At 44.8% G+C, this 19,508-nt stretch carries 16 protein-coding genes and 1 riboswitch; of the genes, 4 read left to right on the top strand and 12 right to left on the bottom strand.

Features of this window, described 5'->3' with window-relative positions; translation table 11 throughout:
• Positions 1-91: 91 nt before the first annotated feature.
• Together GC102_RS22575 and ilvA are read right to left on the bottom strand one after the other, a co-directional pair.
• Positions 92-1,627, bottom strand: coding sequence for a putative bifunctional diguanylate cyclase/phosphodiesterase (locus GC102_RS22575; protein WP_171691488.1), 1,536 nt, complete (start codon positions 1,625-1,627; stop codon positions 92-94).
• 87 nt (positions 1,628-1,714) lie between these two features.
• Positions 1,715-1,803, bottom strand: a riboswitch (cyclic di-GMP riboswitch).
• Between the two features lie 62 nt (positions 1,804-1,865).
• Complete coding sequence (gene ilvA, locus GC102_RS22570) at positions 1,866-3,131, bottom strand: threonine ammonia-lyase IlvA (protein ID WP_171691487.1); 1,266 nt, start codon at positions 3,129-3,131, stop codon at positions 1,866-1,868.
• Positions 3,132-3,290: 159 nt separating this feature from the next.
• On the opposite strand from ilvA, the gene GC102_RS22565 reads away from it, so the two are divergent.
• Entirely contained in the window at positions 3,291-3,452 is a 162-nt protein-coding gene (locus tag GC102_RS22565; protein WP_171691486.1) for a hypothetical protein, read from the top strand.
• Positions 3,453-3,607: 155 nt separating this feature from the next.
• On the opposite strand, the gene GC102_RS22560 is transcribed toward GC102_RS22565, so the two are convergent.
• From GC102_RS22560 to GC102_RS22550, 3 genes are all read right to left on the bottom strand, one after another.
• Positions 3,608-5,968 carry an S-layer homology domain-containing protein gene (locus tag GC102_RS22560; protein ID WP_171691485.1) on the bottom strand — a complete coding sequence of 787 codons (2,361 nt, stop codon included), beginning with the start codon at positions 5,966-5,968 and terminating at the stop codon, positions 3,608-3,610.
• A gap of 262 nt (positions 5,969-6,230) precedes the next feature.
• On the bottom strand, positions 6,231-6,944 hold the full coding sequence (gene rluF, locus GC102_RS22555; RefSeq protein ID WP_171691484.1) for a 23S rRNA pseudouridine(2604) synthase RluF: 714 nt from the start codon (positions 6,942-6,944) through the stop codon (positions 6,231-6,233).
• 168 nt (positions 6,945-7,112) lie between these two features.
• A complete protein-coding gene (locus tag GC102_RS22550; RefSeq protein ID WP_216628130.1) occupies positions 7,113-8,219 on the bottom strand; it encodes a chymotrypsin family serine protease in 1,107 nt (368 codons plus the stop codon).
• A 235-nt stretch (positions 8,220-8,454) separates the two neighbouring features.
• Here GC102_RS22550 and GC102_RS22545 point away from each other — a divergent pair, with 235 nt between their 5' ends.
• Entirely contained in the window at positions 8,455-9,078 is a 624-nt protein-coding gene (locus tag GC102_RS22545; protein ID WP_171691483.1) for an NAD(P)-dependent oxidoreductase, read from the top strand.
• Between the two features lie 231 nt (positions 9,079-9,309).
• Positions 9,310-11,724 carry an S-layer homology domain-containing protein gene (locus GC102_RS22540; RefSeq protein ID WP_171691482.1) on the top strand — a complete coding sequence of 805 codons (2,415 nt, stop codon included), beginning with the start codon at positions 9,310-9,312 and terminating at the stop codon, positions 11,722-11,724.
• 85 nt (positions 11,725-11,809) lie between these two features.
• Here the strand turns inward: GC102_RS22540 and GC102_RS22535 are convergent, their stop codons facing one another.
• From GC102_RS22535 to GC102_RS22520, 4 genes are all read right to left on the bottom strand, one after another.
• Positions 11,810-12,124 (bottom strand): hypothetical protein, encoded by a 315-nt coding sequence (locus tag GC102_RS22535; protein ID WP_171691481.1) that lies wholly within the window; start codon positions 12,122-12,124, stop codon positions 11,810-11,812.
• 350 nt (positions 12,125-12,474) lie between these two features.
• Positions 12,475-12,561 carry a putative holin-like toxin gene (locus GC102_RS22530; RefSeq protein WP_156389939.1) on the bottom strand — a complete coding sequence of 29 codons (87 nt, stop codon included), beginning with the start codon at positions 12,559-12,561 and terminating at the stop codon, positions 12,475-12,477.
• A 358-nt stretch (positions 12,562-12,919) separates the two neighbouring features.
• A complete protein-coding gene (locus GC102_RS22525) occupies positions 12,920-14,974 on the bottom strand; it encodes an ABC transporter ATP-binding protein (protein ID WP_171691499.1) in 2,055 nt (684 codons plus the stop codon).
• A gap of 34 nt (positions 14,975-15,008) precedes the next feature.
• Complete coding sequence (locus GC102_RS22520; RefSeq protein WP_171691480.1) at positions 15,009-16,754, bottom strand: ABC transporter ATP-binding protein; 1,746 nt, start codon at positions 16,752-16,754, stop codon at positions 15,009-15,011.
• Between the two features lie 557 nt (positions 16,755-17,311).
• On the opposite strand from GC102_RS22520, the gene GC102_RS22515 reads away from it, so the two are divergent.
• Positions 17,312-17,488 (top strand): hypothetical protein, encoded by a 177-nt coding sequence (locus tag GC102_RS22515; protein ID WP_171691479.1) that lies wholly within the window; start codon positions 17,312-17,314, stop codon positions 17,486-17,488.
• Positions 17,489-17,553: 65 nt separating this feature from the next.
• Here the strand turns inward: GC102_RS22515 and GC102_RS22510 are convergent, their stop codons facing one another.
• The 3 genes from GC102_RS22510 to GC102_RS22500 form a co-directional block, all read right to left on the bottom strand.
• Complete coding sequence (locus tag GC102_RS22510; protein WP_171691478.1) at positions 17,554-18,042, bottom strand: DUF2231 domain-containing protein; 489 nt, start codon at positions 18,040-18,042, stop codon at positions 17,554-17,556.
• A 169-nt stretch (positions 18,043-18,211) separates the two neighbouring features.
• Positions 18,212-19,051 (bottom strand): M56 family metallopeptidase, encoded by an 840-nt coding sequence (locus GC102_RS22505; protein ID WP_171691477.1) that lies wholly within the window; start codon positions 19,049-19,051, stop codon positions 18,212-18,214.
• 2 nt (positions 19,052-19,053) lie between these two features.
• Complete coding sequence (locus GC102_RS22500) at positions 19,054-19,470, bottom strand: BlaI/MecI/CopY family transcriptional regulator (RefSeq protein ID WP_171691476.1); 417 nt, start codon at positions 19,468-19,470, stop codon at positions 19,054-19,056.
• Between the last annotated feature and the right edge of the window lie 38 nt (positions 19,471-19,508).

Below are 19,508 nucleotides of genomic sequence, written 5' to 3'. Positions count from 1 at the left end.
ACAAGTTGACATGGTCTTTTTGTAAGCCCATACAATATAGGTTCCAAGCCCCAATTATTTATTATACTACCACTGGTTAATAAAATCTAGATTACCCTTTGTTAATTTTATCGTTCATAAGTCTCAGGAATTGTTCGGGTCCTAAAGGGCTACTAAACAGCATTCCTTGCACTTCCGTACACTGCAAAAGTCTTAAGTGCTCCAGTTGTTCTTCTGTTTCAACACCCTTTGCAATTAAGTTTAGACCTAGGCGGTGAGCCATGCGAATAATGGCAGCAGCCAGCAGCTGATTCTCATCGTCGTCTACCAAATCCCGGATCAATGTGCTATCCAATTTAACACTATCGAGCGGCATACCTTCGAGCCCGCTTCGTGTAAATAGGCCTGTACACAAGTCATCCATAACGATACGAACACCGAATTTCTTTAGCAGAATCAATTTCTCGCTAGCCTCTTGTACATTGGAAGATGTGATACTTTCCGTAAGGTCCAGTTCCACCAACATAGGATCAACACCTGTTTCTTTCAAAACAACAGCAATTTCCTCCATAAAATGCTCATCTTTAAATTGCGAAGCCGTTACTGATAGGGTCATTCTCAGCGGTGTGTAGCCCTCGTCCTGCCAGACTCTCATCTGTCTGCACGCCGTTCGTACAGCCCATTTCCCGATGGGTATCATGAACCCCATTTCCTCGGCCGCTTTCTTCCAATCCATGCTAGGTGCGAGGTCGTCCCCCTTGCTCCAATGAATGATCGCTTCCATTCCGATTAATTTCCGGTTTGTTATTTCATATTGAGGCTGATATAGGATTTCGAATTGATTGTTATCTAAGGCCGATCGAAGCTCTTTCTCCATGTGAGCTTTGCTCTTCACCATGGCATCGATGTCAGAGGCATAGAATTGGAACTGGTTATGTCCCCGGTTCTTGGCCGCATACATCGCTTCATCTGCATACGCCATAAGCTGCTCAGGCAGCTTACCGTCTAACGGATACAGCGCTATCCCTATACTAGCTGTTATGGTTACTGGCATTCCATCAAGGATAAAAGGCTTTTCCAGAGCCATTTGAATTCGGGAAGCTACAACTCTTGCATCTTCAGGCTTTGCAAAAGATTCTAGTAATATAGTAAACTCGTCGCCACCTTGACGGTACACCGTATCGGATCCACGCAGGCAGCCCAGCAAACGTTCTGCTGCAAGGCGAATTAAACGATCACCATAGGCATGACCTAATGAATCGTTGACATCCTTGAATCTGTCCATGTCCAAGAACATAACAGCCGCCAGTTGTTCATTACGCTGCGCATGCAGGAGCGCTCGCTCCAATCGGTCATTAAACAATCGGCGATTGGGTAATCCCGTCAATGTATCATGATAGGCCAGAAAGGCTAGTTGTTTACTCTTTTCTTCCTCTTCTTTACTAATAAGAAGCAGTTTTCGGACACTCTTCGCAAAAAATAGACAGATTAGTGCTTGAACAAGCACACTAATGAAAACGTAAGGCGAAAAGGAGAAAGAAGAAGCAGCAAGTAGATTAACGGTCAACAAAAAGAAGCCCAGCACGCCCAAATAGACCAACGTTTGCGCTTTCATATGCTGTATCCAATTAGAAAATATGCCTCTCATTCTTGAACCTCCTTATTTGATATGAAAAAAACGGCTATTCCAAATCGGAATAGCCGTAGGTGTACCTGTTTAGGTAAACTGCAACCTGTCGGCAGCCCAGCCATCATTGTTGCGAGGGCAACCTTAGATCTGCAGCTTTGCGTCCTTACCTTTCGATAAGTTTGCCTTTTACGATATTAAGGGAATAAATGGGACTAATTAACTATATCATATTCATTCCACGTTTGGCTATTTTTCCTTAAATAAGCAAGTTAAATAGCTTGGGGTCCTTATTTATTTCTATATAGCCATAATCTTTCTGGGATAGGCGCTCAATAAGCCCCTCATAATCATCTTTATTTTTGAGTTCAATGCCGACCAGCGCCGGGGCATCGTCCCGGTTATTTTTTTTCGTATACTCAAACCGTGTTATGTCGTCTGTAGGTCCCAAAACTTCTTCCAGAAATTCGCGCAATGCCCCAGCACGCTGCGGGAAATTAAGAATAAAGTAGTGCTTCAAGCCTTCATACACGAGCGATCTCTCTTTAATCTGCTGCATACGGTCAATGTCATTGTTGCCGCCGCTTATGATACAGACCACATTCTTACCGCGAATCTGCTCCCGATAGGCATCGAGTGCTGCAACCGGGAGTGCGCCAGCGGGCTCTATAACAATCGCGTTATTGTTGTAAAGCTCCAGAATGGTTGTACATTCTTTTCCGGAAGGGACAATTACGATATCCTCCAGCTTTTCTTTGCAAATGTCAAAAGTAAGCTCGCCGACCTGCTTCACGGCAGCACCGTCTACGAACTTCTCGATCGTGGATAAGGTTACTACCTTCCCCTGCTTGAGCGCTTCCGTCATGCTTGCCGCTCCTTCTGGCTCAACACCGATGATGCGCGTTCGTGGAGAAACACTATCCACATAGGTCGCAACTCCCGCTACCAGGCCGCCTCCGCCAATCGTTGCGAAGATAAAGTCAGGAGATTCGGGCATTTGATTCAATATCTCGAGGCCAACCGTGCCTTGACCGGCAATCGTGCGGACATCATCGAAAGGGTGTATGAACACCTTATTCTCTTGAGCACAGTAAGCTTTGGCATGGTTAGAGGAATCATCGAATGAATCACCTGTGAGAATAACTTCAACAAAAGATCCGCCAAATAGCTTAACTTGGGAAATCTTTTGTCTAGGTGTTGTCGTCGGCATGAAGATTTTGCCTTCAATACCGAGCTGTTTACAGGAATAAGCCACACCCTGCGCATGATTGCCGGCGCTCGCACAGACGACACCCGCTTCGCGTTCCTCTGGTGTTAAGCTTTGAATCACATTATACGCTCCACGAATTTTGAAAGAACGAACAATTTGCATATCTTCACGTTTAAGATAAACGTTGCATTCATACAAGTTAGAGAGCAGCTCATTGCGTTGCAAAGGCGATGGTTCGATCACCCTGCTGAGCACATGATTGGCCCTAATAATATCTTCCAAACCTACTTTACTGGAAACAACCATTTTTCTCATACTCCCTTTCTCCACATTGTACTATTAAAGTTTTAAAGATTATTGTAACACAACTCTGCCCGACTGTACGAAAATAATATTGGTATAGTTTTTTCCTGTGTTTCACTTCACGCCTAGCAGGGTATTACATAGCATTACAACTTCAAAGGAGTGATTCAAATGTCGACTCAGCCTCGCAATTTCGATATCGAAGAACGCCATGTGGAGAAAAAATCGGATTCCAGTCTAGTTGCTTCTACTTTCATCAAATATGCTGCTTACATCGTCATCATTTTCGGCGTTCTGTATTTCTTAGTTCGATATGTATTCCCAATGTTCTAGAGCTTGGACGTAAGTTGTGTGTGTCCTCATCAAAGGGAGCATGTTCACATCTGGAGCCTGCTCAACCACAAGAAGCCTCAAACCCACTAGTAAGTGGATTTAGAGGCTTCTTGTATTGGTTATAAGAGGAGTTAGTTAACTCCTACATCCACTATTTAGTAATAGTAACGAGGCTGCTCCTGAAGCTCAGACCGTCTTTGCAAAAAGCGGTAAAAGGCACTGGCCGCTTGTGCTTTCGTCACTTCTTGCTGGGGTGCAAATTGTCCATCGTTCAGAGACATAATATTCAGCCCCACCACAATAGCTGCATCACCAACATGCTTAAGCTTAGCAGCATCTGCGATATTACCATTGAAAATGCCATCGAACTTCGTCAAGCTCTTGTAGCCAAGCGCCTTCACGATCAGCTGTGCCATTTCTTCCCGATTCATCGCAGCTTCTGGATTAAATTCAGCACCTACATCTAGCAAACCGCGATCAACCGCATTTTCGACGTAGGCAAAATAAGGAGAAGATTTGCTCACATCGGCGAAAGATGCCTTCCGTTCTGCCCCGTAATAAATACCACCATTACCGCCATTCATGGCAATAACGAGCATTTTGACTAACTCACCACGTTGAATAGTTTGATCCGGATTCACTTTGCCATCCTTGACATCCAGCGCTTGATAATCCAGCATAAGCTGAAGCTCATTTTTAGCCCAGTGATTGTCAATGTCGCTTACTGTCACTTTATCCAAAGAAATCACTTCACCCGTTTCACTATTCCGCCATTGACCGTTTTGCGCATCCAAGAGGAAAGGTTCACGGTTGAATTTCGGAACGAGTGAATAGACAAGCTTGGCATCTAGTTTCCCGTCTGTCTTCAGATCCATGGATTGCGGGACATCCCCAGCTGCAACCATCACTCTGTATTTCTCCAGTGGAATTCCACCGATGAACCCGCTGCCTTGGGCCACATAATTTAACTTGATGTCGAACTGAGCGAGCCAAAGATCCTTGGCTTTATCAATTGCCAGTACCTGCGGCTTTTGCTGTGGATATGGCAGATTGCTGATAGAGAAGTGATAACCAACAATTTGACCGGTCACACGATCGATGCTTACCGTCGCTTCTTCATTCCCTGCATTTACGCCATCAATCACGCGCTTAAAGCTAATATCCCAATTGCGCATATGCTTCAGTTGATCTTCCGAATAATTTTTAACCGTTTGTGCACGAAGCAACAGCTGATCGGTATAAGCAGGTAGCTGCTTTTTCACAAAATCAACACTGGTTGTTATCGCATCTTCAAGAGCAATTTTACCCTCTATATCTTTATCAGAGTCAGGGCCATAAGGAGTGTAGCTGCTGAAATTCGTAATCTCTCCTGTCTTGCTATTCACGCTAGCCCATGCGCCTTTGCCGACGATTTTAACTTTGGAATCCTTCTCAGACGTCTCATTCCAACTTAAATTCCAATTTGAATTGGTTTCCCCTGTTTCAGGGTTCGTCGATTCATTATAAGATGCTTCTTGAATCTTGTAGTCGGAGGATAGGTTGAAAACCGTTGTCACCTTCTTAATAGCCTCTTCTTTAGTCAGGTCCAAGGTAGCAGTCGGCTTAGCAGCCAGTGGCTTGTCGGTTAACGGCTTATTTCCCTCAGCATCTTCCATCCCTTTGACTGGACTCCAAATCTCACCCGTTTCCGCATTCAGGGAGAAGCCGCCCAGCATGTACGAAATTATCGGCAATTTCTTGCCTTTGGCACCGTATGGAATCTGATACAGCAAAGAAAGATTCGCCTTTTCATGGAACATTTGGGCAGCTTTCTCCTTAGTAATCGGTGTTACATTCTGCTGAAAAGTGACATTGTCATCCCAATTGTAGTTATAATTCGTAACCTGTCCTTCTCCATTGACGACCACATTGATACCATTCATTGCAAAAGGCACACCGCCAACAGATCGATCAAACCGAATATTGTACTGATAATTACCATTCAGCGGCGTACGAAATGCATTCTCCTCTGAATCATTGTACACAAGCTCCTTCTGCTTCACTGGGTTCACTTTACCAATAAAGGCAGAAGCGACTTCCTTGGCAGCTTTGAAATCCACCTTCGGCGGATAGCTAGGTTTGTGATCAGGGTCATTGTCATTCATGGAATAGGAGGTCAGCGTTCCGTCCAAGCCGTTAATGGATACGTTTAAGGAGCCGTAATTCCGATCTTTCACCATTTTGGTGTAATTAATGTTCCACGTCGGGAAATTCCGGCCATTCATGTTGTAATAAGCATTCAGACTGATGGATTGAAACGTGTAGCCTTCCGGCAGCGTTATGTAGGCCTTAGCTCGTTCAATGGCTTGCTCTTTGGTAATTTTGGCATCCAGCTGCTTATCATCTTTTCCGGGGAATGCAGGGGGTGCAATGGACGTGCTTCCTACAGCAGCTTCAGCCGCCCAAGCCCCAGGCGCAGCAGTGAGCAGCAGTGTCGAAGCGAGTACCAATGTTCCTACTTGTTTGATTAACTTCAAAGTCATCTTCCTCCTCAACGTTTTACGTTCCAAAAACCAGCTTCAAAGCCTTAGAAACATAGAGATTCCATAATAATCCTTGACGTGTAGAACTGGAAAAAAGTTGCTTTAGTAAGCTCGATTACTGCTATATATTTTTATTTACACGAAATGTCACTAGATCGAAACGATTTATGGCTAAAAAACTTGGATTACTCAACAAAAAACACATATCTGAGCACCCTTTTTTCGAATGCACAAACATGTGTATATTTTATTGCAATTATTTTCTTGATTGGGTGTTCTCTTTGCTAAGTGTGTGCATTAAATCCTGCATTTCACCTTGCGTCAAATCCCGCCATTTGCCAACCTTCAAATTACCCAGATGGATATGCATGATCCGAACCCTCTGCAGGCGCACTACTCGATACCCGAAGGCTTCGCACATCCGACGAATTTGGCGATTAAGCCCTTGTGTGAGAATGATTCGAAAAACGCGGTCGCCAACTTGGTAAATCTCACATGGCTTCGTCATCGTGCCCAGAATTCGGACCCCGCTAGCCATTCCTTGCAAAAACATCGGTGTAATCGGTCGGTTCACCGTCACGATGTATTCTTTATCATGGTTGTTCTCCGCTCGCAGAATCTGGTTCACAATATCTCCGTTATTGGTCAGAAGGATGAGCCCTTCGGAATCTTTATCCAGTCTGCCGATTGGAAAAATTCGCTCCGAATGCCCAACGAAATCAACAATGTTACCTCTGATATGCGCTTCAGTTGTACTTGTGATCCCTACTGGCTTGTTGAGAGCAATATAAACATGTTCCTTCTTCTCGCCAATCGGTCGACCATCGATCCGAACCTCATCCCCAGGGCTAACGACGCTCCCCAGTCCGGCGACCTCACCATTAATCGTAACGCGCTGCGCCTCTACCCACTTGTCCGCTTCCCGTCTGGAGCAAACACCGGTTTCGCTAATAAATTTATTAATTCTCATGCTTGGGAAATTCCCTTCTATGCCGTAATCAAGTATCTACTATTATGCTGGATTAGCTCACTCGGTTCAAGTATCGTTCAAAGGGATCGATGCAGGGAACATATTGCAATAAAAAGATCGCCCCTCACACTGATCATTCCAGATGGCGCGGGGCGATCTATGATGGTTCTATTTCGGTGAAGTGGCGCGAACGACACGCAGTTGCTTTAGCATCTCTGCCGATAAAGGTCGAACATAGGCATAATTCCCCTTTGGAGCAGCCCCTGTAGCCCTACCAGCCTTGAAACCTCCAGTTCCTGCAGGAATGGCTACCCGCAAACCAAACGTATTCAAAACGCTTGCAATTGGCGTACTAATAGAACGAGTACCGCTGCCCGCAAAGTTCAAAGCAGCCGCAAACCGCCCACTCATCCAGACAGAGCCTGAATCGCCGGGCAAAGATATGTTATTCGGTGCTGTAATCAAAGTCTGATTGCGGAACTGTAAAGTGGCATTGCCCAGCTCACGGTAAGGCCCCACATTAAATTGCATACCAATACTTTCGACAGTACCAAAAACAAGACCGGTTGTACGCCCTGATTTAAAAAAACGGTCACCGACACTGTAACTTAGTAAATGACCTTGTGGAACAATCAATTGGCCCGTTGAGCTGACCAAGTATCTCGGATTCAGTAAACTGTTGGAAAAAGGCTGCGCTATTGCGGCATCCATGAAGTTAGGACCCGTTAAATTAAAGGGAACAAACTGCACTGGCGTGCCGACCCGATCTGTTACGGCCCGACCTCCATCTATAGCCCCCGGTTGAATAATGTTAGCGCCGAATCTGTTCGCTCTGATAAGAACGTGGTTGTTGCTCAAAATAAACAATTGGCCATTCCTAATTACGATGAGACCGCATGTCCCTGTACCGGAATTCTCTCTACCGATGCTGGTTCCTCCTGGAATCGGGCGAATCCTGCTGCGAAAAAGTGTCGGGCGTATTCTTATTATCGGCGCTTTCATATGCCGTTTCATCTTTTTCGGAGCTGCTGTCGCATGTGGTTTGAAGGGTCCGGCTGTAATAAAGCGAACAGGAATGCTTTCTCCAATCATCTTTCCGATACTTTTACTGATTTCTGTAATGGCAGCATTTTTACTTGTGTACACGATAATAGCCGCACCACGAGCGGGTTTATCAGGGTCCGCATACCCGACACCGGTACCATTAATCCCAGGCCGGCGCAACAAGGGGAAAAGTCTATCATTTTGCCTCAAAGCCTCATAGAAAGTCGCCATTCGAATTCTCCTTTATTAGGGGATACTATCAACTTATGACGACTCTTCCGAGTTCGACTCCTATGTTAACCTATGAAAGCTATCTATTAAAAATAAATAGATTTATGCCCGTCTGAATAAAAGGACCGATATATCCCTTACGTTAAGAAAATTCGGGCACAATCTCGACTAAATTCCCTCCACGAGTGTGATAAGCGTATAATAAGATAACCGTTAACGACAGGGAGGCCCCATCATGCATATTCTCATACTAGGAGCCACAGGTAGAGTAGGAAGAAGAATTTTGGAAAAAGCACTAGCGGACGGGCACGAAGTCACTGCACTCGTTCGAAGCCTGGATAAGCTGACGGAAATTCACTCCGAAGCCTTGCACAGGCTTCAAGGGGACGCTCGAAACAGAGAAGATCTATATACTGCCCTCAACGGGGCGGAGCTGGTCATAAGCTGCCTCGGTACCGATGGAGGCACGGTGCTGACCGAGTTTACGCCTCTTCTCATAGAGGCTATGAAGACACACGGCGTGAGCCGAATAGTCTCTGTCGGTACAGCCGGCATTCTGCAAAGCAGAGAGCATCCCGGCTTGCTGCGCTATGAGGCGCCGGACTCCCGGCGCTCGAGGGCGCGAGCCGCCGAGGAGCATCGCAAGGCGTGGGAGCAGCTCGCTGCCTCGGGCTTAAGTTGGACAGTTGTCTGTCCAACTTATTTACCCGACGGCGAGCCACAGGGGCAGTACCGCGCTGAGCGGGACTATTTGCCCGAAGGCGGGATGTCCATCTCCGTGGGCGACACCGCGGCTTTCACGTACCGAGTCGCTCTTGAGGGCGAGTATGTGGGGTGTCGTGTGGGGATTGCTTATTAGCGTGGAATAGGAAATAATGAAATGAAAAAAACACCTTATTTGTCGTAGCATTTACGATAGAATAAGGTGTTTTTTTCATGTTAAACCTTCTACTATTAATAAAATTCGTTATTTATTCTATAAATTTCTATTTATGTATTTAATTAATTTGAATTTACAAGGAAAATGTTGTAAATTGTCATTTCATGTCATTTAAATATTACAGATTATTCACTCGCGGGAGGAACCATCATGAAGAAATTGAAATTCATTTATTTTACTCTAGCCCTATTGTTGGCCATTGGAGTAGGCATTCCAACAGGCAGTTATGCCAACGACTCTACAAACATGCAATCAAAGACTAGCTTATCATCTTCACTTTCCGATGTTAAGGGACACTGGGCAGAACAAACAATTACAGGTTATGTTTACAACAATGTAGTTCAAGGCTATCCGGACGGCACCTTTAAGCCTGATAGTTCTATCACTAGAGCTGAACTCGTTACAATTATCAATAAACTTTTTGGTTTTCAACAAGCTTCATCCGAGCTTTCATTTTCGGATGTAACAATTAACGATTGGTTCTTTAAAGATGTTGCAATAGCGCAAAACGCCAAATATATCTCAGGCTATACCGATAATACTTTCAGAGCAAATAACCCGATTACAAGAGAAGAAACAGCGGTTCTCATTACCAATATACTTTCTTTAAAAAGGTCTTCGTCCGCTAAATCCTTTACAGATACAAACAATAGCCCTGAATGGAGCAAAAGTGCGGTTGGCTCTGTTATTGACGCCAAGATTATGAATGGCTACGAGAGCAATGTTTTTAGACCAACATCGAACTTAACTAGGGCCGAGGCATTGACTGTATTGGAAAAAACCGTAGCTGCTAAATCAATAACTTATAATACAGCAGGCGTCTATGGTCCCGAAACAGGCATAGAAAAGATCAAGCAGAATGTAATTATAGATGCTGCCAATGTTACTTTGAGAAATGTAGAGATTGAAGGAGATCTTCTTCTAGGTAAAGGTATTGGTGAAGGAGATGTAACTCTTAAAAATGTTAATGTCCATGGAACTACGACCGTGCGTGGCGGCGGCGAGAACAGCATTCATTTTGAAGACTCAATTATGGTTACCATCGTTGTAGATAAGGCTACCGGCAAGGTACGTATCGTTGCTAATGGAGCAACACAAGTTGGCAATGTTACAGTGCAATCAAATGCAAAAATTGAGGCTGAGGCAGGTTCAAAAATCAACAGTGTAACACTATCTGACGCTTTACCTAAAGACTCACGCGTTCAGTTAGTAGGTTCATTTGAAACCGTCAACGTTGTTGCCCAAAGTATTGTCATTGAGCTTCCAAAGGGATCGGTGAAGGACTTTAACGTTGGGAAAGCTGCTTCTGATACTAAAATCGATATCGGAAATGAAGCCGCTATACTCTCTTTAATCCTTAATGCTGCAGCAAATATTAGCGGCCAAGGCAAGATTTCAAACGCAACCGTAAACTCTGAAGGCGTATCGATGGAAAAAGCACCAGAGAAAACGACAAAAGGTGCTGATGTCCCGAGTGATGTGAAACTTAAGATTGGCGGGAATGAAGTAAAAGCCGAGCAACCAGCATCGGGCACTGCACCAGCACCTTCAGGAGGCGGGGACAACTCCAATGGAAATGGATCATCAGGCAACGATACAACTCCTGGGACAGGAAGCGATCCAATTATTACCCCTATACCATCGGGCCCTACTCCAATATTATCAAAAGTAACTTATCAAACTACTGTTGGAGAGAACGTTTATGCGCTGAGTGACCAGGATGGTTGGATTTATATTGTTGAGAACGGAACAACGCGAAATTCTATCATTCTTGATGAAGCAGTGAAAGTTGGCAAAGGTGTAAAAATTCAAGTAAAAGCTAACACAGGGTCCTACATAAATACAACTGGATTGAGCAAATCAAAAGTTAACTTTATTGTTGTTGCTATTAGTACTGAGGGAAAGATATCGGATTCTAGCTTTATTGAATTATACGCCGGCCCATCGGATCCCTTACAGTACGGAGACACTATTTACTTTACAGGTGATAACACGAATAAAAAATTCGGAATGTATTTTAATAAAAATATATTTAACAATCTTGCTGACATGAATGCTTTAAAAGCAGCTTTCTCTTACTCCAATGATTCCGTTAGTTTTCAACCTTTGAGTAATAAGGATGAAGTTACTTTTCAAGGTAATACAATTTCTGTAACTTTCGACGTGTATTACACAGGAACTAACAATAAACTGAAATTGAATGCTGGCTCCGTTAAAGATAATTTTAACCATGTATTTGATCAAGAACTAATTTCGAAACCTATTCGAGCAGTGCCTCTTGTTAAAAAAATGTCAAATGCGTCTACATTCCAATCAGGACAAACAGTTTCTGTAAGAGTGAATCAAGCAGAAACCGTATATCTTATTCGTTCTAATTTTTATTACAATACTAGATTTGATTTAGAAAATGAAGTTGTGGCTAAGCGAGCAGTCAAAGTTGTTATTGATACGGGCAAGGCCAATGTTGATGTTGATATTCCCACAATCGGTCTTGAACCAGGTAACTATCAAGTTATGATATTCGGCAGCAATTCCTTCCCAATAACAATTAATGCCGCTCCATAGAAAAGACTAATCAAAAAGCAATTAAACAAAGACGGATGGAAGCCAGTTAAACCGGCCTCCATCCGTCTTTGTTTTGTACCAACAACTAGTAACCTCTGCTTCTTCCCTTTGCCAATGCCTGAATGTTGATCCACGAAATAACGATCCCAATCACACGGAAAAGGTACCCCGCAACAGGAATAAAGCTCAAGAAAGCCATAACAATATTGATGACCGTCTTGGTCGTGGTGCCATTGCTTGTAAGTATGGCAAACACCAGGTTGACGAACACGAGCGGGATCACCCACGAGCACGACCACAAATAAACAAACGGAATAAGACCAAGCAAGTATCCGACAGCAATAGCAATTTCGGATAGAAGCTGAAGCAAGTTTAACAATCGAATCGTTTCTGGACGCATGATGCTCCTCCATTTCAAATAGGGAAATATTACTTATTGTATTGTAGCATAGGGCCGACAGTTAGTCTTTAGTGCGGTTAAAGAGCCTTGTCCGTAGTGGAGTTCATTCTAGTTCAGATGCTGCAATTATCGAGAAAACCAATGCAGTTCGCACTTTGTAATCGGCTCATCATCACCTTATAGCTAATAGGTAGTTTTCCTTTTATATTGCGTGTCTAAAGCATACGTAGTATGATTATAATAACAAAGAGACGGTGCGACCAACACCATCTCCTGCACAGACTTGGGTGTGAATACCCTCCGAATTGTAGAGTTAGTAACCCACTAGGTCGTCAACCTATACGAGTGGGTTACTTTCGTTTATCGATGTATGTCAATAGCGCCAGTATAAAGCTACCGAACGCAAGCATGATTACAATCGTTTGGAAAGTTTCCATGGCATCACCCTCCTTTCTGGAGGAGAATGCTCACCCAAGGTTGTCCTGTACTAAGTTAATATATCATACAAAGTCTACCATTCGGTAGGCTTTTTCTTTACCTCAATTTCCTAAAGGGGTAGTGAAACTATTGCTGATCAAATTCTAGAAATACACAACTAATCTATACGATCAATTATACGATGACAGCAACATTTCATATACCGTTTCCAAGGATAAACGACTCCGTCGTCCTTCAGGGACGAGCGCGTTTGTCAAGGTAGATGCGAAGCAATAGTATAAAACTTATACTTTCTTATCTACTCAGAAAAGCCAAAGCCAGCCTCCGGACAATAAGTCCGACGGTTGGCTCCCTGCCCTACAACACGCTGCGCACTTCGCTTTCAGCGGCCGAGGCCGTTTCCGGATGTCCCTGCTGCAGCTGGTACATCTGATAGTACCGACCGAGGAGCCCCATCAGCTCCTCGTGGTTGCCTCGCTCGACGATCTCGCCATGGTCGAGCACAAGAATCTGGTCGGCGCTCTTAATCGTCGACAGGCGGTGGGCAATGATGAAGGTGGTCCGCCCCTTCGAAAGCACTTCGAGCGCGGCCTGAATGATGGCCTCGGTCTCCGTATCGATGGAGGCCGTCGCCTCATCGAGGATCAAAATCGCCGGGTCAAACGCTAACGCCCGGGCAAAAGAAATCAGCTGCCGCTGCCCAGCAGACAGCGTGCTGCCCTTCTCGATCACAGGCTCATCGATGCCGTGCGGCAGGCTCTTGAACATCTCATCTGCGCCAACCTCGCGCAGCGCAGCCTCCACCCGTTCCCGGGTGATGGACGGATCGTCCAAGCTGACATTGGACGCGATCGTCCCTGTGAACAGGAACGGATCTTGCAGCACGATGCCCATATGCTGACGCAGCTGCTGTTTGGGCATCTCCCGCACATCGCGGCCGTCTACCGTGATCCGGCCTTCATTCACATCGTAGAAGCGGAAGAGCAGATTCAAGATCGAGCTTTTGCCCGATCCGGTATGGCCGACAAGTGCCACCGTCTGCCCCTGTTTGGCCTCGAAGGAGATGTCCTTGAGCACATCCTCCCCTTCTTTGTAGGCGAAGCGAACATGCTCGAACTTCACATTGCCCAGATAGCGATCCGCTTTCTCCGTAGCCACGTCGACGCCCTGTTCATCAAGCAGCTCGAATACACGGTCAGCGGATACTAGAGCACGCTCCAAATTCGGCAGCTGGTTGACAATCCCGACCATCGGATGAAACATCCGATTCAAATAATCGACGAAAGCGTACAGTACACCGACGGTGATCAACGTGTTGATTGAACTGCCCCCGACATACCAGATGAGACCGAAGAAGAACAAATTCCGAACCACATTCATCAGGTTATGAGAGGTCAGCGAGTTCAAGCTAAGCAATTTATTCTGATATTTCGTATATTCATCGTTCAATTGTTCGAATTCTTGGATCGTTTCCTTTTGCCGGCGAAAAGCTTGAATGATCGTCATGCCTTGAATCGCCTCATTGATCATCCCATTGATCGAGCCAATCCGTTCCCGAATTTCATGATTATAGAAGGAGGCATATTTACGGTAAACTATGATCCATACATATAGCAGCGGAATAACCGGAAGTGTGAATAAAGCCAATCTGTAATCTAGAACGAATAAAGCCGCGATGATGCCCACGATATAGATCGTACCTGTAAAAAAGTTCGCAAGCACCTGTACATACAGATCCCTGACTGACTCCGTATCATTTGTAATCCTGGATACAATTTTACCCGCAGGCTGATTATCAAAATAGTTGATCGGTAGTCGCTGAATTTGTGCAAAAACATCACTTCTCATGCGCTGGATAATCCGATTCGCTGCCGATTGAAGTAAATACTTTTGTCCATAGGTAAAGCCTGCACCAATAATAATTAGCAGTAAATAAAAGCCTGCAAGCTTCATTAGACTGTTAAATTCCGGTTTATAGAACGTGTAAAGCTCTTGAATACTCAGCTTCTTAACTGCATACTCCGCTTTTTCCGTCCCTTGTGTAATTGTAAGCTTACCATCGTCTGCTAGATTTCGTACGCCATCAAAGGCGATCTGCTGATCAACCCAAAGGAACTGGCTGCCCACCTGTAAAATGCGAACTTCCTTCCCCTTCGGCTCGCCTTCAGCAAAGTTATCGATTCGCTTATAAAAAGTCCCCTCATAAGGGACAGCCTTCTTAGTTTGAGTCGCAGATGTAGTCTCGTACCACGGCTTCTCGATACCAAGAATATGTGTATCAATCATCTGTCTCGCGATAAAAGGTCCTGCCAGCTCCGTTGCCACCGCGACCGATAAGAATATCAGCGCAATGAGCAGGGGCTTTTTGAATAACGCCGCGTATTGAAATAATCGCTTACCTGTCTGTTTCAGGGTTCTCACCTTCTTTTCTTCGGATATCTATTTACTAAACTTTCGTCTGTTCTTCTAGCTGCTGACGGTCATACTGCTCTTTATACCAGCCGCCTAGCGCGACAAGCTGCTCATGCGTACCTTCTTCCACGATATACCCCTCATCCAGCACAAGAATCCAATCCGCATGCTGAACAGCGGAGAGTCGGTGCGTCGTGATGAGTGTTGTTTTACCGGCTCGTTCCGATCGAATGCCGCGAATGATTTCAGCCTCTGTTTTGGCGTCTACCGCAGAAAGCGCATCATCCAACATGAGGATTTCAGGGTCTACATAAAGCGCCCGCGCAATAGAAACGCGCTGCTTCTGACCACCGGATAAGGCGACGCCTTTTTCACCCACCAACGTTTGAAGGCCTTCTGGTAAAAACTCCACGTCCTTGCGGAACGCGGCCAGCTCAAGCGCCTGCAGCAGCTCTTCCTCTGTTCCTTGGCTGCGTCCAAACATGATATTCTCTTTCACCGTTTTCGAGAAAAGAATCGGCTCTTGCGGCACGTAACCAATCCAGCCATGAAGAGTGTCGATGGTTAACTTCTCGATCGGCGTTTCCGATATAACAATCGCACCTTGACCTAATGGATACTCTCTCAGCAGCTGTTTAAGCAGCGTTGTTTTGCCGCTTCCAGTACGTCCTACAATTCCGAGCGTCTGCCCACGCTGCAGCTGAAAAGAAATATTCACCAAGTTATCAATAGAAGAAGAAGGATAGCGGAAGGTTACCTCATTAAAATTAATCGTGTTCGGCAGCAGCAGTGTCGTTGCTTTAGGGTCTTCCTTTACATCCGGCTTGTAACCAAGTGTTTCATTCACCCGATCGAGGGAGGCATTCCCGCGCTGCATAATGTTCATTAACTCGCCAATGGCGAACATTGGCCAGATCAGCATCCCAAGGAATGTATTGAAGGACACGAGCTCTCCGAGCGTCAGTTCACTGTGAAACACCAAATATCCGCCGTAACATAATCCGATTAAGTAGGAAATGCCCACTAGGATTTTGACCGTTGGTTCAAAAAGGGCGTCGATCACGGCAACCGCGATATTTTTGCGATATACATCATCTGTCATCGTCTTGAAGCTTTGTTCACTAGCTTTCTCTTGTACAAAAGCGCGGATAACGCGAACCCCAGCTATTGTCTCCAGCACCCGATCGTTCATTTCTCCAAAGGCATTCTGAGCGAGCAAGAATCTTTCATGGATGCGCCCCCCATAGATCGTAATTGCAACTGCCATAATGGGCAGCGGGAGAATTGAAGCAATTGTCAGCTTCCAGCTAATGAAGAAGCCCATCATACCTAGGATCGTAAGCATGAATAGCGTTGAGTCAACGAAGGTCAAAATCCCAAAGCCCGCTGTCGTCGACACCGCTTGCAGGTCATTCGTCGCTCTCGCCATTAGGTCACCTGTGCGGTTGCGCTCATAGAAAGTAGGCGTCATCCGCAGCAGTTGCCTCATTAACCGGGATCTTAGAACACGTTCCAGCACGAAAGCCCCGCCAAATAGCTGATACAGCCAGACGTAGGATAGCCCATAACCAGCTACAATTAACGCCCCCCAAAAAGCGAGCAATTGGATCAATTTACTGCCAGTCAAAGTTCCCATGTGTATACCATCAATCGCGTAGCCAATCAATTTCGGTGGAATTACATCAATGATTCCAACAATAATAAGCAGTCCAATGGCGATCGTGTAACGTATCCAATTCATTCGAAAAAACCAAGCTAACTTTTTTAATACCGTAAACATGTAATCATGTCACTCCTCTCAAATGGTGCTGTCCAAAATGACCTAAATCCACACAAAAAAGGCACACCGCACGCAGCGATATGCCTTCTATGAAACAGAAAAGCGCTCGTTACGAACTTCTTCGTAACCCGCGCTTTTAATTAGCGTATGTGAAGGGGCGGCAGCAGCCGAACAAGCACAAATCATGCGCTTCCGGCTAACAATCGGGTTACAAAATATGAAATTGTATGGTTTTTATCTGTAAATCTGCGATGAGCAATAGGATCCATAACCATATCAATCATTTTTGAAACCCTCCTTTAGAGTTGTTGTAAGTAGGCTTGCATCGTAAGTGTTTTCTTTTCCAAAAGTTGTATATTCGTGCTTACAGAGGTGATCTTAACATCCCTGGAGAGTCTGTGTCAACCGGATAGAAAGACTATAAACGAACTATCTTACCTCGACATTTCGGATGCATTTACTCGCCTTTTAACCCCTTTGGATTGTCACACATGTTTCAAAATATGGCGGCATATCCATAGTATATAGGTTCATAGCGCATAGGGGAGTGAATGTGCATGGTCGATCAAGTGTTTGCTCTGATGGGATGGATTGTCGTTTTTGGAGTTGTTATTGGGGGAGTCATCGCAGGCATAGCCCGCTTTGTCGAAAGGGATTCGATACAGTACGACATGATATTTTTGTGGGAGCATCGTTATACACTTGAGGAGCTGGAGTTGGTTCGGGACAAGTAGCTCTGACCAATCAACCACAAAAAGGGCTATCCACAAGGCTATAAGCCTTTGGATAACCCTTTTTATTATTTCGCTGGTGCTGCTGTAGCCGCTGGTGCAGTAGATGCTGTTGGTGATGCTCCTGGTGATGCAGCTGGAGCAGTCGTCTTAGCTGGAACTGGTTTATGTACCATTTGACCACCAATATGCCCTGTATAGCCAACAAGGATAACAGCCGCGAGCGAACCAACCAAGTAGATTGGGTTACGACCCAATTCTTTCTTTTTCCAGATCAATAAGCCAACTCGTACAATCGCCAACGCGATAGACAAAAACATCGTTAGTTTCGCATAAAACTCATGCGGAACCACTAGTGGATTACGCCATGGGGACGGGCCTGTTAGGACACTTGCGATAGCCCCGAGCGCGCCTACAACTAGGCAAAGCATACCAGCGGAGTGCCATTCACGTTTTTTCGCGATAACTGCGATAAGATCAAAAATAAAACTAAAAACAAGAAGTGCAATTGGTACATGTGTTACGATGTAGTGTAAATTTTTCAAGATATAATCCATTAATCTCTCTCCCCCATGTTAAAAAGCTATATAATTTCCCACACTACAAAGTGTAGTTTTGGATATCCGAAAAGTCAAGACTTTTCTGCAGTTTTTGTCGAAGCCCGTCAACTTATCTGACACGGGCTCCGGCTGCTAAATGTAATCATGGTTATCAGGGTATCCTATCTTAGATAAGTCCCACAAGTAAAATAATTGTTAAGAGCGAAATGAGTAGCCGTACTAGGGGCCATTTGAATGAAATTTTCATCTGTGGATCGAGAATATGCATGATGCGTACATTCATTGATGTTTCGGCGAATGAGGCGTGAGATAAGGATATATGCGGTGTTGGTGCTTGTTTGAGTAGTTTGAGGAGAGCACTGCCTAAATGTGCGGATTGTTTCATTTGTGTAATGGCATATTTGTCTGCCCGAAGTTCAATCATGATGGGGTATTTCTCTGCCATCCAAGCGAAAATCGGAATGTACCACATCGACTTGGATATCATCGAAAGCAGGAAGATGGCAAGTGGATCTCTGTGCCTCATATGGCACTTCTCATGCTCGATAACTGCGCGCAGCTCATTAGGTTCCAGCATGTCCATAAGTCCGGATGATAAGATCATCCGCGGCTTCCACAGCCCTATCGTCATCGCGATGGGAGCTTTGTAAGAAATAATCTGGAACTGATCTTCACCCAGCTGAATTTTATCGCGGTATTGCTTTGATAACTGAGGGTCTTGATACTTCTTAACGAGCTTCATCGCTTTGATGGAGCCGAGGGCATGCCGAGCCGATATCCAAAGGATTGCACTAAACGAGTAGAGGATAAGAGCGTTCACTACATTCCAAGCAATTGGTGCAGGTACATGAAGATCTTTAAATAAAATAACACACAAATCAAATATATTAAATAACGATTTCCATTTAAAAATATATTGAAGAGCAAAGAGTAACATTTGTCCTAGAATAGCCACCGATAAGGCGAGTGACGCTGCATACAACCATTTAAAACGTGTTTCCATCATCGTTATCGATCCTTTTTGATTTCTTTAATTTTTTGCTCCAGCTTGTCAAGCAGATCGGGGTCTACTTTATCAAGCGCATCCACCATATGGGTGACTGCCAAGGAACCAAATTCTTCGATAAGGTCAAAGGTAAGCTCTTTGGATTGTTTTTCCATGAACTCATCTCTCGTAACGACGGGTTTGTACTTAAACGATCTTACAACGGATTTCTTTTGCAGAATTCCTTTGGCTACCAAGCGATTCATAACGGTCATAACGGTATTGAAATTGATGATTTTGGCTTGATCCAACTTCTGTTGGACATCTTTAATCGTCATTTCCAGCGAGTTGGTCCAGAGAATTTCCATAATCTTTGCTTCTAAGGGGCCAAAAAAGCGATTAAGTCCGCTTCCTTCATATTTAAAGTTTTGCATTTTCATTATAGGCACACTCCTTACATTAGAAATTGTAGTTCGGG

The sequence above is a fragment of the Paenibacillus germinis genome, assembly GCF_013141785.1.
Taxonomy (GTDB): Bacteria; Bacillota; Bacilli; order Paenibacillales; family NBRC-103111; genus Paenibacillus_E; species Paenibacillus_E phytorum.
This window is presented reverse-complemented; position numbering and strand designations above follow the sequence as displayed.